The organism is Lysinibacillus sp. GW823-FHT06C08 (assembly GCF_058795135.1).
In genome coordinates, this window is record NZ_JBXAHN010000001.1 from 603,371 (window position 1) to 619,887 (window position 16,517).

Genomic DNA, 16,517 nt, shown 5'->3' on the forward strand with positions numbered 1-16,517 from the left:
AAGAAAGAATCAAACAAAAATTAGCTTGAATTTTAAAATAAGGAAATTGTAACAATGATTATATAAACTTGGAATAATCATGTATATATAGGTCATCTATTTTTTGAGGGGATTATAATTATACATATTTTGGGGGTATCTAGTCGAGATTTTGGAAAAGAATTAATTTGTTTCATGCTTCTTATAAATTAATGGGAGTAATTAAGATTACATGACTTGAACCACCAAGTGAAGAAGTTGCTTCGGGGACGTGCATACAGCGAGAACTTATCATATACTAAAATAGAAAAATAGCAAATGGAGGAAATATGAGAAAGAAAAATAGTAAATGGAAACTTATTGCTTTAGTCGCTATGATTTTGGTGTTTTGCCTATCCGCAATCCCAGCTAATACAGTGAAGGCAAGCACGACACAGCCGAAAAGAGAAATGCGGGCTGTCTGGATTTCAACGGTTCTTAATCTTGATATGAAAGCAGGTATGACGAAGGAACAGTACACGGCTTGGGCACGCCAAACATTGGATCAATTAAAAGCCAATAAATTCAATACTGTTATTTATCAAGTAAGGCCAACAAATGATGCAATGTATGCGTCTGAGCTAGCCCCATGGTCGTCCTACATAACAGGGAAAAAGCAAGGTACAAATCCCGGTTACGATCCTCTTGAGATAATAGTAGAGGAGTCACATAAACGAGGGATGGAATTGCATGCTTGGATGAATCCTTATCGTGTAACAATGTCTGGACAAAAGCTAACTGACCTTGCTGCCGACAACGTAGCTAGAACACATCCAAACTGGGTTGTTAAATATGGCAAACAATATTACTTAAATCCTGGCTTACCTGAGGTGCAAGACTATTTAGTTGAAATAGTAAGTGAGCTAGTAGCCAATTATGATGTTGATGCCGTTCATATGGATGATTACTTTTATCCATACAAAATCGCTAATGAGGTTTTCCCGGATCAAGCAGCTTATAAAAAATATGGTGCTTCCTTTAAAAAAGTGGAGGATTGGCGAAGAGATAATGTGAACAAGCTTGTAGAAAATCTTTATACAGCCATTAAAGAAACAAAGCCATATGTACAATTTGGTATTTCACCATTTGGAGTATGGCGTAATAAATCATTGGATAACACAGGAAGTGACACACGAGCTGGTGTCAATAATTACGATGATTTATATGCAGACGTCAGAACGTGGATTCAAAATGGCACGATTGATTATATTACCCCACAAATTTATTGGTCCAGAACATTGTCTGTTGCGAAATATGGGACATTGCTGAATTGGTGGAGCCACGAAGTACAAACATATGCAAAAACGCACCCTGTTCATCTATACATTGGACTGGCTGATTATAAAGTTGGTAATGACAGTGATGCTGCATGGAAAAATAAAATGGAATTGCCAAGTCAAATACTAGAAAATCGTTCAGAAAAGGTAGCAGCCGATGGGCAAATGCATTTCTCGTTAAGAAGCTTTCAAAATAATAAATTAGGCTATGCAACAATTGTTAGTCAACAATTATATAATTATACGGCATTGACTCCAGAAACAACTTGGAATGATGACACAGTGCCGAACAAGCCGACTTATGTAGAAGTGACAAAGGAAGCAGCAGGTCGTAAGGTTGAAATTATTGACGATAATGAAACACAGCCACGTAAGTATGTTATTTATCGTTTTAAAGGGAATAAAGAAGGTTCTTACCATGACCCTCAAAATATAATGGATGTTGTTTATAATAAGGATGGCATCACTCAATTTGTGGACAAGTCAGCTCTTGCTAAGCAAAGCTATACATACGGCATTACGGCTGTATCTGCTACAGGTATAGAAAGCAAGGAAGCTTTTGTAGTGAAAGAAGTTCAATAAATAATAAAACAGCTACTCAAGTGATTAAACCGCATGAGTAGCTGTTTTTTATTAATTTTCTTCCGTATCTTTACGATTTTTCTTTAACATTTTTGAAAGCATTTCATACACAATTGGTACAACAACTAATGTTAATAGAGTGGAAGATAATAAACCGCCAATTACAGTAATGGCTAAGTCTTTTGATATTAATCCACTACCACCAGAACCCAGTGCCATAGGAACCATCGCACCGATTGTTGCAATGGCTGTCATAAGAATCGGGCGTAAACGAGTAGCACCGGCTTCTAGAATAGCTTCACGCATGGCTAGACCATCATGTTCCATATGAATAATACGGTCAACTAATACGATGGCGTTGGTCACGACGATACCGATTAACATCAGTAGACCCATCATAACAGAAACAGAAATCGTTTGACCGGTTACGAATAAACCAACAAATGCACCGATTACGGCGAATGGAAGTGAGAAGAGAATAGCGAAAGGAGCTAAACCTTCACCGAATGTAACAACTAAAATGAAGTATACAATCGCTATTGCCGCTAGCATAGCAACACCCAGCTTCGTGAATGTTTCTTGCATATCTGCTGCAACACCAGCAACACCTGTTGTTACACCTTTTGGTAAATCTAATTTATCAATTTTCTTATCGGCAGCAGAAGTTGCTTTTGAAATATCATCGCCGATAATCGTACCGGATACAGTTGCGAAGTATTCACCTTTTGAACGAGATAGTGAGTTAAGAGTTGTACCTTCTTCAACATCTACTAGCTCACCAATAGTCATCGTTGTGCCTAATGCTGTTTTAATTTCAGTTGCTAAAACATCATCAAGCGAAGTCGCGGCTGCTTTAGCATCACGCTGAACAATGACATCAATATCTTTTCCATCATTTTTCACCTTTGTTAAAACTTCTTGTGATGTATTGGCATTTAAAGCCATCACAATTTGAGCCGTTGTTAAACCATATTGAAGGACATTTTTCTGTTCTACTTTTAGTACATTTTCTACATATGGATCTTCATTATCAGATTTAATATCTTCTAGGCCATCCACATCTTTTAAAGCACCTTCAACTTGATTGACAGCATCTCGTAGTTTATCTAAGTCATCACTGTATAGTGTGTAGCTTACTTCGTTTGAAGACATAGACATTGAAGAGAAATTCTGAGATTTCCATTCTCCTGATTGACCGATATTAAATACATAGTCTTCCACTTCTTCACGTGCTTTAGGGAAGTCTTTCATATCTGGATCAAAGATTAGGTACATTAAAGCACCACCAGCGCCTCCGCCCATCATCATGGCTGATGGATCGACATTGTTCGCATCTGTAATGGAAACTTGTAAAATATCAATGTCTTTACTTTTCATTAATTCTTTTTCTACTTTTTCAACATTAGCCGCAGTTTCATCTGCAAGCTCACCAGTTGAAGGGGTATAAGTTAGGTACATAACTTTTTCTTCCTGTGATCCCATAAAGCTAAATCCAATTAAAGGAGTTAACGCTAGTGAACCTACAAGTAAGAAAATGGCAATTAGAGACGTGATAATTTTATGATTTAAAGCTTTTTCTAAAACACCTTTGTACCATGTTGCTAGTTTACCAACTTCTTTATGCTGGCTTTCTTTTTTCTCACCGTATAATTTTTTACGGAATAAGAAATGAGATAATGCAGGTACAATAGTAATTGCTACTAATAATGATGCACCTAATGCAAACGTCATTGTCAGTGCAAATGGCATGAATAATTCACCAACCATACCACCTACAAAAATAAGTGGAGCAAATACAGCCACTGTCACTAATGTTGACGAAAGAATCGGTTTAAACATTTCAATTGTTGCTTCACGAATTAATGCTCGACCTGTTAATTTTTCTTGTTTTAAATGGATACGTCGATAAATATTTTCAACAACTACAATCGAGTCATCGATAACACGTCCGATGGCAACGGTAATCGCACCAAGGGTCATAATATTTAATGTAATATCCATCCAGTTTAGCAGTAGTAGTGCCATGAAAACTGAAACTGGGATTGAAACAATCGAAATAATTGTTGATTTGAAATCTCGTAAGAATAACAAGATAATTAATACAGCAATTGCACCACCAAATACTGCCTTTTCAATCATAGTAAAGACAGAATCTTCAATTGGGGCACCTTGGTCAAGAGAGATATCGACGTTTAGGCCATCTAAACGTTTTTCTTCATCTTTCATAAGGTCTTTAACGGCATTAACAACAGTTACAGTGTTAGCATCTTGACCCTTAACGATTTGAATTGCAATAGCATCTTGACCGTTTGTGCGGGACACAGATTGTACTTTACCTTCTACTTCAATCTTTGCAATATCACCTAGACGAACAAATGGTGAAGGATTTGTTGCTGAAGGTGTGACTGGAATTAATAAATCTTTTAGTTCATCTACGGATTGTACTTTACCGTCTACGGAAACTGCTTGTTCGCCAACAGTAAATTGATATAATCCAAGTGACAATGACATATCGCTTGCTTGAATCATTTGCTTGACTGATTCCTCTGTTAAACCTAATGCGGCCATTTTTTCTTCATCATATTTAAATGATACTTGTTCAATATGCTGACCTGTAATGGTTGCAGAGGCAACACCATCAATTTTTTCAATTTTAGGAAGTAAAACATCTTCTACTGTAGACGTAAGATCGACAATATCTTCCTTAGAACTACTTACGGATAGAGCTACTACTGGCATCATATTCATGCTGATGGCCATAATAGTTGGCTCCTGGGCACCTTCAGGTAATTTTAAATTATCTAAAGCTGCTTCTAACTGACGCTTTTTTTCATCCATATCAATGCCATAGTCGTATTCAACTTGCACTTGTGCTACGTTGGAAGAGGATGTTGAGTAAACTGCCTTCACATCTTCTAAACTTTCTATAGATTTCTCGAATGGGATGGAAAGATCATTCATGACTTGTTCAGGCGTTGCACCAGGATATACGCCCATGACAATTAAGTATGGGATTGAGATATCAGGTATAGATTCCATTTTCATTCTTGTACCGGAATAAATACCAGAGACAGTGATGATAATTGTTAATAACCACACTGCCAATTTGTTTTTCAATACGAAATTAACTAAACCTTTCACCTTCACACCTACCCTTTATTGACTAACTAAATTCAATTATTTATACTAATGACTAATCGGTCATTTGTCAACGAAATGCATTAGGAGAGAGTCAAAAATATGTTAAAAAAGCAATTAATTATGGAGAAAGCATTAGAGTTGTTTTCTGAACAAGGTTTTGAGGCTACATCTGTACAGCAAATAACAGAACGTTGTGGGATTTCTAAGGGTGCGTTTTACTTATCCTTCAAAACAAAAGATGAGCTTGTTATCTCTATGGTTGACTACCATTTACAACACTTCATTACAGATGTTGACCGCGTAGTCAGAAGGACGTATAACAAAGAAACGATGTTGGTTGAATTTTATAAAAGTATCTTCAAGGCTTTCAAAGAACACTCTGCGTCTGCTAGGGTATTTTTTAACGAAAAGGTTTTTCTAACAAAAAAAGAGCTTTTTTATAAAATAACAGCATATGAAGCAGAGATGTCTAAATCTATCATTTATATGCTGGAGCAACTGTATCAGGATAAATTACAAAAAACAAAATACGATGTCATGTATTGTATAAAAGGTTTTATGAAAAGCTATGCGGAACTGTTTATCTTTTCAGATATGCCTCTTGATTTAGAAGAACTTGCGAAATCTTTAGCAGAGAAAACAGATATTATTGCACGTCATACGACGATACCATTTATTACAGAGGAACTTGTTACTTTTATTGCGAAGCCTTGCGAACAAGACATTTCAAAGGAAATATTACTGCAATTAATTGAACAAAATATTGATAATATAGAGGATTCTATAGAAAAAGAATCATTGGAGCTGTTAAAACTCGAAATAGAAAAGCCAACATACAGTAAAGCCATCGTAAAGGGGCTAATAGAAAATTTACGACTTAATCCGGCGTATCATTGGATTGCTTATGTATGTGCAAAATACTTAAATATTTAAATGGTAGGATAGAATTGTTCACTTTAGAGGGTGAACAATTCTATTTTTTATTTTTCTTTCGAATGCATGGAAGGTGTTATTAAATGGGGCATTGATCGCCACGCCTCTAAAGCACTACTAAAAGGGTCTTGAATCCATAATAATCGTTCGAGAAAATCCTTCACTTCAATCGGTAAATTCAATTCTTGTTGCCAAGCATCCTCTTTCTTTTTACTTGGTTTAAAATCTGAATAAAGTAAGAACAATAGAAAATGGCCAACGAAATATAGATCACTAATATGATTTTCAGCTCGCTTCGGGTTTTGTATGGAAGAAAGATCAACTGCCTTTTGTAATGTCGTTGCGAGACCAAAATCAATAATGTGTAATTGTTGATCAACTAATAAGATATTAGGTATACGCAAATCCCGATGGACAATACCATGATTGTGTAGCAGGATAATTTGTTCTAAAAGCTGTTTTGTTATTTCAAGTGACTGAGCGACGGTAAATTTAATACCTTCTTGGAAAATAAGCTGTTCAAAGGTTTGGCCGTCTATATAGTCCATTATAAAATAAGGCACATCTTGAATAGTTCCAGTCGAATGGACTTTAGGTAAATTCGGCAATGATAATTGTTGTAGAATTTGAATTTCCTGCCTGAATTTATGTATCGTTTTTTGGTGATGACGATGCTTAGGACGCAGGCATTTTAAGACGAACGGACCTTTTGATGAGCAATTTTCAATTAGGTACGCACGACCATAAGAGCCAAAGCCAAGAAATTTTTTAAACATGAAATCTGGATGCTCGGCTATGAAAAGCTCTACGGCATGATCAAAGTTTTTTTCTGAAAGTCGTTTCCACCACATTAGCTACTGAAAAAACTTAAAGAGCTAAAAAAACTACGTGAGCTTTTACGAGAACTACGTTTATAATGCTTATGCCCATAATAATTATGGCGTTTAGAATATTTGCGACGACTGCTTGATGAAGAATAGTGACGTTTGGATTTACCATTGAGTAGGGAATGAAGAATTTTATCTAGCATAAAAACGCTCCTTTTTGATGTTGTTATTACTATATACGCAAAAATAAAAAAAGAGGTTTCAAAAAAAGATAAAAAATAAGTAAATTTAAAATTCACCTTTTGTTGTCCAACAAAAAGAAAGAAGCTATGTACATAGTACATAGCTTCTTTCCATGAGGCTAAACCTCCATAATAATCGGTAGAATCATTGGACGACGTTTTGTTTTTTCAAATAGGTAAGGACCTAAAACGTCTGTAATTTCGTTTTTAAGCTCTGTCCATTGAGGAGTTTTGCTTTGAATGGTTTCATTCAGATGACGATTAAGCATTTTTTGAGCTTCATTGATCATCGTACCTGACTCGCGCATGTAGACAAAGCCACGAGAAATGATATCAGGACCTGAAACAATTTTTTGATTTTCCATATCGACACTTACGACTACGATAACTAAGCCTTCTTCAGAAAGAATGCGACGATCACGTAACACAATATTGCCGATATCTCCAATACCATTACCATCGATATAAACATCACCAGAAGGGATACGACCAGCCACATGTGCCTCATTGGCACTTAATGCTAATACATCGCCATTTTCCATAACAAATGTATTTTCAAGTGGTACATCGCAATCTTCCGCTAAGTGTGTATGCATTTTTAACATACGGTATTCGCCATGGATAGGCATAAAGAATTTAGGTTTCATTAAACGTAGCATCAATTTTTGTTCTTCTTGTGAGCCGTGACCAGAAGTATGGATATTGTTTAATGCACCATGAATAACTTCTGCACCTGCACGGAACAATAAATTGATGATTTTATTGACACTCACAGTATTACCTGGAACCGGTGAAGAAGAGAAAATAACTGTATCACCAGGTTGTATTTGGATTTGACGATGAGTACCATTGGCAATACGTGATAATGCAGCCATTGGTTCACCCTGTGAGCCTGTACATAAAATCATTACTTCATTTGCTGGAAGTCGATTAATGCTTTGAGCATCAATAAATGTATCTTTAGGAGCATTAATATAACCAAGCTCACGCCCAATTGTAATCGCATTATCCATTGAGCGACCGAAGACAGCAATTTTTCTTCCATATTTTATAGCTGCGTCTGTTGCTTGTTGTAAACGGTGAATATTTGACGCAAATGTAGCAAAAATAATTCGGCTATCCACTTTACGGAAAATTTCATCGATACTTTTGCCGACTGTACGCTCTGACATTGTAAAATTAGGCTTTTCAGCGTTTGTACTATCTGATAGTAAGCAAAGTACGCCATCTCGTCCAATTTCGGCCATCTTTGTTAGGTTGGCCGGTTCGCCAACAGGTGTAAAGTCGAATTTAAAGTCACCTGTGTGAACGATATTACCAGGTGGTGTTTTAACAACAATTCCATAAGCATCAGGAATACTATGAGTTGTTCTAAAGAAGCTAACAGATGTTTTTCTAAATTTAATGACATCATCTTCTTTAATTTCGATGAGTTTAGTTGTACGTAGCAAGCCATGTTCTTCTAATTTATTACGTAATAAGCCAAGTGCGAGCTTACCACCATAGACTGGGACATTCACTTGACGTAAAAGGTAAGGAATACCGCCAATATGATCCTCATGTCCATGTGTAATAAATAGTCCCTTGATTTTATCGACGTTACGTACTAAATACGTATAGTCAGGAATAACATAGTCAATGCCGAGTAAGTCATCTTCTGGAAATTTAATGCCAGCGTCAATTAAAATAATTTCATCTTGAAATTGAACGCCATAAGTATTTTTGCCGATTTCGCCCAGTCCGCCGAGCGCGAAAACAGCTGCTTGGTCATTTTTAACAAACTTCATGTTTGTTAAATTTCCTCCAAGATGAAGTTCGGGCTTGCTTGCTCGTACTCTAAATAGTTACCTTCAAGCAGCTGAACGAACTCGATATTGTAGTTACGGTCTTTTAACTTTTGACGTACTTCTCGTTCTGAAGCAGCTTCAAGGTATAGACTTTTAGTGTTTTCGCGAACTGGAATCTCATTTGCTTTTTCTTGATAATAAACTTTGTAAATCATAGTTTGCTCTCCTTTAATTGCGTACAATTTTATTGCACCTTTGACTACTACCACACACGTGCTACAAGAAAACAACGAATTTCTTATAAGAAGAAATGTACGTTTGTAGTCCTTGTATCTCAATACGTCGGTTGTGCACTATGTTATAAAATGAATAGGAAGTAGTGAGACAGTGGTTGCGTATAGCCAAATAAATGCATTTCCTTTATATTATCACGCAGTTCCTCTAAAATAAAGAAAAGCCCTTCAAATAATGAAGGGCAAATGTTAGGCAATTGATTTTTTTCCGAGTACGCCACGAAGTTGCTTCAACAATTTTCGTTTTAGTTTCTTCAGCATGGCACATCACTCCTTAGGATCATTATAATAAAAATTATTGTCTATGTAAAGTCATTCACCTTGATGGGTAATATTTATAGAAAGGGATTATAAAATGAATAAAATTTTGTTTTTTGATGTTGACGGCACTCTCTATAACAGCGAAAAAAAATTACCTGAATCTGCAAAAAATGCTCTTTTGGAAGCACGCCATAATGGCTATGAATTGGCGATTGCTACAGGTCGTGCACCTTTTATGATTGAATCATTACTAGAAGAACTTGATATTAATACGTATGTGACTTTCAATGGGCAATATGTTGTTTACAAGGGTGAGGTTGTCTATACGAATGGTATTGAAAAAGAAGAATTAGCTAAAATTATTGCTTTTGGTGACGCACGTAATGAACCAGTAGTATTTTTAGATGACAAACGGATGATTGCATCTGTTAGTGATCATATGATGGTAGCAGAAAGCTTGGATACACTTAGATATCCTTATCCAGAATTGGATTCATCCTATTATATGCAGAACGACGTATATCAAACACTTATATTTATGGAAGAAAAAGATGAACCTTTATATTGTGAAATGTTTCCGAATGTCCAATTTGTCCGTTGGCATCCGTATTCTTGCGATATTTTGCCAAAGGGCGGCTCGAAGGCGGTAGGAATTGAAAAAGTATTGGATAAAATGGGGATCACACTAAAGGATGCAATTGCTTTTGGAGATGGCATTAATGATATAGAAATGCTGCAAGCGGTTGGGACAGGTGTTGCAATGGGAAATGGTCATGAACGAGTGAAGGCTATTGCACATCATATTGCCGATCATGTAGACGAAGATGGTCTCGCTAAAATAATGCGCAAGCTTGCCATCATATAATAAAGAAACAACTAGTTGTCAATTATAGCAACTAGTTGTTTTTTTTGCTAAATTACTGGTGTTCTTCAGAAGTATTCACTAGTTTTATTTCAATACCTTTATCTGAAAAATGTTGAATCGTTTTTTTAGACAGTGCGTTGTCTGTAATAATGACATCTACTTCTTCAAGGGGGCATACTTGTATGGCTACAACCTTGTTAAATTTTGAGGAATCAGTAGCGACATAGACCGTTTGAGAGATGGATATAATTTTTTTTCTAGTAATAGCTTCTTCTAGATTAAAATCAGAAATCCCCTTTTCAAGAGATACCCCACTAGCGCAAATAAAAGCCTTATTAATATTTAGGTGTTCAAAGTGGAAGAGAAATTCATTCGATGTCACCGATTTTTCGGAGTGACGCACTTTTCCACCGAGCAGGATAACTTCAATATTAGAACCGATTAGATCGAAAGCTACCGGCAATGAGTTTGTCACGACTGTTAATTTTTCCTTGTCCAATAAAAATGGTGTCATTTGATATGTAGTTGTTCCACTATCGATAAAAATACATTCTCCATCTTGAACAAGAGAAGCACTTGCTTTAGCGATGGCGATTTTTTCTGTTAGCTGTTCATGTAGTCGTTGATCAATTAGTCCCTCTACAGGTTCAATATATTTAATTCCCCCATAAAACTTCTCAATTTTCTTGTCTTGCATTAGCTGTTGAATATCGCGACGAATTGTTTCCATGGAGACATTGAATTCTTTTGTTAGTGTTACTAATTTTACAACCTTATGCTGTCTTACAAAATGTAATATTTGCTGTTGTCTTTCTATCATATACATTTCATCACCTCTATTAGATATTTACTCAAAGTATGCATAACTTTGTCAACAGTTGGTCAGAATTTACTCAACATTTACACGAAAACGCATTTTCCTTTACAAATGGTCACTATACTAAAGCTAAGAACTGAGAGAGGTGACCAATTTGTTAGAACTAAAAAATATCTCAAAAAGCTATAAAAATAAGCAAGTTTTAGTAGATATCAATGTAACCATCGAATCAGGTGAAATTATATCTTTATTAGGGCCGAGTGGTTGCGGTAAAACTACTTTGCTTAATATCATCTTAGGGCTTGCAGAGCAAACGGGTGGTCAGCTGATCTACAATGGGCAAGATATATCGAAGCAATCCATGCAAGAAAGAGGATTCAATATTGTTTTTCAGGATTTTGCGTTATTCCCTCATTTAAATGCCTACGACAACATTGTATATGGGTTGAAAAATAAAAATAGTCAAATGTCCAAAGAAGATGTACAGGAATATATCGATTTTTTAGAACTGACTCCGCATCTGCATAAAAGGATTCACGAATTATCAGGCGGCCAAAAGCAACGTGTATCTATTGCTAGAACGCTTGTTATGCAACCCAAAATACTTTTGCTAGATGAGCCGTTAAGTGCACTTGATGGAGTCATTAAGGAATCTATCAAGGAACGTATTAAATCAATTGCTCGTGAATTTAATTTGACGACGATTATTGTGACGCATGATCCAGAAGAAGCGCTAACCTTATCGGATAAAGTTTTAATCATAAATGAAGGAACGGTTGCTCAATTCGGTACACCACATGAAATCGTAGAGGCACCGAAAAATTCATTTATTGAGGACTTTATTTTAAGACAGCTTCATATTAAGCGCCACAACATCTATCAATTGTTTGGAGAAACATATGCTTAAAACGAATAAAATGATGAAATTAATCTTTCTACCAATTCTATTATTTCTCCTATTCTTTTTAGTTGTGCCATTGATTTATATGTTTTGGCAGTCCTTGAAAGTAGGAAATGAGATTTCCATTCAACATTATATAGATGCTTTAAAAAATGTAGAAATTCGTGATGCTTTCTTCAATAGCTTTAAAGTTTCTTTTGTGGCATCGGTCATTACGACTATCTTAGCTTTTTTCTTGGCCTACGCTGTTCATTTTACAACGATGCATCGCCATACAAAAAAGCTAGTACAGATAGGTATTACGTTGCCTATGCTATTGCCAACTATCACCTATGGCTTCGTATTGATTTATACATTTGGTAATCAAGGAATCCTAACAAGATTAGCTGGACAACCACTTTTCACGATTTATGGATATAACGGACTGGTGATAGGCTACATCTTATACACATTGCCAGTCGCTTTTATTCTCATGCAAAACTCTATGCAATATATCGATAAACGATTTTTGCTAGTGTCTATATTAATGCATGATCGTCCGCTCCGTCGTTTTTATCATACGGTATTCCGTCCGATGTTAGGGACAATTGGTGGTGCGTTTATTTTAACATTTATTTTAAGCTTTACAGATTTCGGAATTCCTGCATCAGTAGGCGGAAATTATAGGGTGATTGCCACTGAACTTTATCAAGCTATGCTAGGTTCTATCGTGCATTTTGAGCGTGGGGCAGTTATTTCAGTGTTAATGCTTGTCCCAGCTATACTGGGCGTCGTCATGTTAACGATATTAGAACGCTTTAATTTTCATTATAAACAGACGGGGAGAAGTGAACTTGTTAAACATCGTCTTCGTGACACGCTGTTTACGCTCTATTCAATTGCCTCTGTTGCAGTCGTATTTATCATTTTTTCAACCATGTTTATCGTTCCATTTACGAAGGGTTATCCCTATGATTTCAGCTTTACATTTGAACATGTTCGAAATGTGTTAGCGGAGAAAGATTTAACAAAGGTTTATGTGAATTCCCTTATCGTAGCGGTTTTAACAGCTGTTTTAGGTGTAAGCATTACATTTATGTCTGCCCTTCTTAATGCGAGGACGCCATTGAAAGGAAGAAAAAGCTTAGATCTTGCCTCAATGATCACTAACACAGTTCCGGGGATGGTGCTTGGTCTATCGTATTTGTTTTTCTTTAATGGAAGTTCATTAAAGGGTACATTTCTCATCATTATCGCTTGTAATATTGTGCATTTCTTTACAACTCCTTATTTAATGGCTAAAAATTCATTGCAAAAGATGGACCCAACCTGGGAAGTGACGGCGGAGCTATTAAAGGATTCTTGGTTAAAAACAGTCATACGTATCATTTTGCCGAATATTAGACCGACCATTTATCAAATGTTAAGCTACTATTTTTTAAATGCAATGGTCACGGTCAGTGGCGTTATTTTCCTTGTTAGCACAAAAACTATGCTTGTATCGACAAGAATAAAAGAGCTTCAGCATTTCGCAAAATATACCGATATTTTCGTACTTTCGATATTCATTTTATGTACAAACCTTATTGTGAAATTAGGTTGTGATTATATAACAGCACATAAAGAAAAAGTGGAGGAGATTTCAAAATGAAAAAATCAACGGTGATGATGTTAGGGACAGTTAGTGCGGCAGCGATAGTTTTAACTGCATGTGGAGGGGTAGAAGCAGGTTCGAAGGATGAAGTAATTATCTATTCTAATGCAGATGATGAGGCAATTGAAGTAATGGAATCTACATTAGATGAAAAAGGTTATAAAGGAAAATATTTAATTCAATCGTTCGGTACTTCAGAATTGGGTGGAAAAATGATGGCTGAAGGTACAGATATTGAAGCGGATATCGTAACGATGGCTTCTTATTTTATAGAAAGCGCACAAACTTCTAAATCCATGTTTGCGGATATTTCTTCGGATTTAAAACCTCTTGATGGCGGTGTTACATATGCATTGCCGATTTTAGGAAATGTAGGATCCATTTTTATAAATACGGATGTTTTGCAACAAAAGGGCTTGCCTGTCCCAAAAACGATAAAAGATTTGACAGACCCTGCCTTCAAAGATTTAGTCTCATTCCCAAATATAATGGACTCCTCAACCGGTTGGCTATTAGTACAAGCCATTATTAAAGAATATGGTGAGCAAGAGGGGCAAAGGGTTTTGGCAGATTTAATTAACAATGCTGGACCTCATATTGAAAGCTCTGGGTCAGGACCAATAAAAAAAGTGAAGACAGGTGAAGTAGCAGCTGGATTTGGTTTACGTATTCAAGCAATTGATGCTAAGGAAGAAGGATTACCAATAGAATATATTGACCCAACAGAAGGGAACTTTACGCTAACAGAATCAGTAGCTGTTGTAGATAAAGAGGGAGATGAAACATTAGCCAAAGAAATGGCAAAGGTAATTGCAACAGAGGCTCGAAATGGTTTTTTAGAGCAATATCCAGTAGCACTTTATGAAGAAGAGCAGGTACAGGCTGAGCATGTGCCGGCGCATCTAAAAAAGTGGGATACAACATTGACAGTAGATTTATTAGAAAAACACCAAGCTTTCTTTAAAGAAGCCCAAAAATAAGGAGCTAAAGAAAATGAGCAACTATAAATTATTAACACCAGGACCATTAACAACTACTAAGACAGTCAAACAGGAAATGTTAAAAGATCGCTGTACATGGGATGATGACTATAAAAATGTGACACAAGTGATTCGGAAGCAGCTCCTAAATTTAGCGCAAGTCGATGAGTCTGATTATACAGCAGTACTAATGCAAGGTAGTGGTAGTTTTGTTGTAGAGTCGGTGCTGACAACAGCTGTTGGTGAAGATGATAAATTGCTAATAATAACGAATGGCGCTTATGGTGAAAGAATTGCAGAAATGGCTGAAGTGTTGAGGTTAGCGCATGTCGTTTATAGTGTCCCTTATGATGAACAGCCATCATCCTTAGAAGTTCAAGGTTTACTTGAAAAAGATGCAAGTATTACACATGTGGCGGTTGTACACTGTGAAACGACTACTGGTATTTTAAATCCGATTAAAGAAATCGGAGAAGTTGTCTGCTCTTTCAACAAAACATTTATCGTAGATGCTATGAGTAGCTTTGGTGGGGTACCAATGGATTTATCTGACTCGCATATTGATTTTTGTATTAGTAGTGCGAATAAATGTATTCAAGGTGTTCCTGGCTTTGGGTTCGTCATTGCTAAAACAAGGGTGTTAGAAAAATGCAAAGGACAAGCACGCAGTGTAGCATTAGATTTATATAGTCAATGGGAAGTAATGAAAAAGGATGGGAAGTGGCGCTTTACTTCGCCGACACATGTAGTAGCGGCCTTTGCAAAGGCGCTAGAAGAGTTAGTGGAAGAAGGCGGAGTAAACGCACGTTACCAACGTTATGCAGATAATAATCAATTACTGCGTTCTCGTTTATCAGTACTAGGGTTCGATGCATATATTTCTGAAGAGCTACAATCACCAATTATCACAACTTATTTGTTCCCACATAAAGAGTTTTCTTTTGAACATTTTTATCAGGAGATGAAAAAGGCGGGATTTGTCATCTATCCTGGTAAGCTGACAGATGTAGATACATTCCGTATTGGTAATATTGGTGATATATATGAAGAAGATATGCAGGCCTTATGCGAAGTCATTGAAAATTATATGGTGGTGAAAAATAATGAAAATTGAAACAGTAATTTTGGATTGGGCAGGTACAGCAGTTGATTTTGGTTGCTTTGCCCCTGTAAATGTCTTTTTAACGATTTTTGAAGATGCTGGTGTAACAGTAACCCTTGAAGAAGCTCGTAAACCTATGGGCATGCTGAAAATTGATCATATTCGTACGATGCTTGAAATGCCAAGGATTAATGAAGAATGGAAACGAGTTCATCATCAGCATTTTTCAGAGGAAGATGTACATGTTCTATACAATCAATTTGAATCGAAATTAATGGAGTCTTTGGCAACCTACACAGTTCCTATTCAGCATGTGACAGCGACCGTACAGCAATTAAGAGAAGCCGGTATTCGATTTGGTTCTACTACCGGCTACACAGATTTTATGATGGAAGTCGTAACAAAACATGCTGCTATGAAGGGCTATCAACCAGATTTTTTAGTGACTCCGACACAAGTGAGTGATAAGGGGCGGCCATATCCGTATATGATTTTCAGAAATATGGAGGCATTGGGATCGAAATCAACCAAGCAAGTTGTAAAGGTTGGCGATACAACCTCAGATATAAAAGAAGCCTTGAATGCTGGTGTATGGGCTGTTGGTGTTATTATTGGAAGTTCAGAAATGGGACTGGCTGAAGAAGAGTTCTTAGCTTTAACCGCTGATGAACAACAACAAGCCATTGAAAAAACAAAACGTATTTTTGAGAAGACTGGTGCACACTATACCATTGAAACGATGAAAGACCTACCTATATTAATTAATAAGATAAATGAAGTGCTTGCAAATGACATGAACGAATAAAAATTGAGAACATAGAAAAAACAAACCTCTGCGTAAATGCTGAGGTTTGTTTT

General features: G+C 36.4%; 13 protein-coding genes. 8 read left to right on the forward strand and 5 right to left on the reverse strand.

Annotated features, from left to right (window positions below; translation table 11 throughout):
* The first annotated feature begins 308 nt into the window (after positions 1–308).
* On the forward strand, positions 309–1,877 hold the full coding sequence (locus AC1Q6O_RS02715) for a glycoside hydrolase family 10-like protein (RefSeq protein WP_008174048.1): 1,569 nt from the start codon (positions 309–311) through the stop codon (positions 1,875–1,877).
* A 51-nt stretch (positions 1,878–1,928) separates the two neighbouring features.
* Here AC1Q6O_RS02715 and AC1Q6O_RS02720 read toward each other — a convergent pair whose 3' ends face one another.
* Positions 1,929–5,018, reverse strand: a complete 3,090-nt coding sequence (locus AC1Q6O_RS02720; RefSeq protein WP_492400907.1) for an efflux RND transporter permease subunit — start codon at positions 5,016–5,018, stop codon at positions 1,929–1,931.
* A gap of 99 nt (positions 5,019–5,117) precedes the next feature.
* Between AC1Q6O_RS02720 and AC1Q6O_RS02725 the strand changes: the two genes are divergently transcribed.
* On the forward strand, positions 5,118–5,951 hold the full coding sequence (locus AC1Q6O_RS02725) for a TetR/AcrR family transcriptional regulator (protein ID WP_239354233.1): 834 nt from the start codon (positions 5,118–5,120) through the stop codon (positions 5,949–5,951).
* A 47-nt stretch (positions 5,952–5,998) separates the two neighbouring features.
* On the opposite strand, the gene AC1Q6O_RS02730 is transcribed toward AC1Q6O_RS02725, so the two are convergent.
* The 3 genes from AC1Q6O_RS02730 to AC1Q6O_RS02740 all read right to left on the reverse strand — a co-directional run bounded on the left by AC1Q6O_RS02730 (position 5,999) and on the right by AC1Q6O_RS02740 (position 9,022).
* Positions 5,999–6,802, reverse strand: a complete 804-nt coding sequence (locus AC1Q6O_RS02730) for a serine/threonine protein kinase (RefSeq protein ID WP_089985238.1) — start codon at positions 6,800–6,802, stop codon at positions 5,999–6,001.
* 337 nt (positions 6,803–7,139) lie between these two features.
* Positions 7,140–8,807 carry a ribonuclease J1 gene (gene rnjA / locus AC1Q6O_RS02735; protein WP_036123644.1) on the reverse strand — a complete coding sequence of 556 codons (1,668 nt, stop codon included), beginning with the start codon at positions 8,805–8,807 and terminating at the stop codon, positions 7,140–7,142.
* Positions 8,808–8,812: 5 nt separating this feature from the next.
* Positions 8,813–9,022 carry a DNA-dependent RNA polymerase subunit epsilon gene (locus AC1Q6O_RS02740; protein WP_008174035.1) on the reverse strand — a complete coding sequence of 70 codons (210 nt, stop codon included), beginning with the start codon at positions 9,020–9,022 and terminating at the stop codon, positions 8,813–8,815.
* A 433-nt stretch (positions 9,023–9,455) separates the two neighbouring features.
* Between AC1Q6O_RS02740 and AC1Q6O_RS02745 the strand changes: the two genes are divergently transcribed.
* Complete coding sequence (locus AC1Q6O_RS02745) at positions 9,456–10,226, forward strand: Cof-type HAD-IIB family hydrolase (protein ID WP_008174033.1); 771 nt, start codon at positions 9,456–9,458, stop codon at positions 10,224–10,226.
* A gap of 52 nt (positions 10,227–10,278) precedes the next feature.
* On the opposite strand, the gene AC1Q6O_RS02750 is transcribed toward AC1Q6O_RS02745, so the two are convergent.
* Positions 10,279–11,046 (reverse strand): DeoR/GlpR family DNA-binding transcription regulator, encoded by a 768-nt coding sequence (locus AC1Q6O_RS02750; protein WP_090002024.1) that lies wholly within the window; start codon positions 11,044–11,046, stop codon positions 10,279–10,281.
* A gap of 151 nt (positions 11,047–11,197) precedes the next feature.
* On the opposite strand from AC1Q6O_RS02750, the gene AC1Q6O_RS02755 reads away from it, so the two are divergent.
* The 5 genes from AC1Q6O_RS02755 to phnX are packed head-to-tail and all read left to right on the forward strand — an operon-like array spanning position 11,198 to position 16,464.
* Entirely contained in the window at positions 11,198–11,950 is a 753-nt protein-coding gene (locus tag AC1Q6O_RS02755) for an ABC transporter ATP-binding protein (protein ID WP_089985241.1), read from the forward strand.
* A complete protein-coding gene (locus tag AC1Q6O_RS02760; RefSeq protein WP_089985243.1) occupies positions 11,943–13,574 on the forward strand; it encodes an ABC transporter permease subunit in 1,632 nt (543 codons plus the stop codon). Before AC1Q6O_RS02755 ends, AC1Q6O_RS02760 begins: the two co-directional genes overlap by 8 nt.
* Entirely contained in the window at positions 13,571–14,557 is a 987-nt protein-coding gene (locus AC1Q6O_RS02765; RefSeq protein ID WP_008174027.1) for an extracellular solute-binding protein, read from the forward strand. The genes AC1Q6O_RS02760 and AC1Q6O_RS02765 overlap by 4 nt, the downstream gene beginning before the upstream one ends.
* 13 nt (positions 14,558–14,570) lie before the next feature.
* Entirely contained in the window at positions 14,571–15,671 is a 1,101-nt protein-coding gene (phnW, locus tag AC1Q6O_RS02770; protein WP_089985244.1) for a 2-aminoethylphosphonate--pyruvate transaminase, read from the forward strand.
* Positions 15,661–16,464: a phosphonoacetaldehyde hydrolase gene (gene phnX, locus AC1Q6O_RS02775; protein ID WP_008174022.1), complete on the forward strand. Its 804-nt coding sequence runs from the start codon at positions 15,661–15,663 to the stop codon at positions 16,462–16,464. Before phnW ends, phnX begins: the two co-directional genes overlap by 11 nt.
* Positions 16,465–16,517 lie beyond the last annotated feature (53 nt).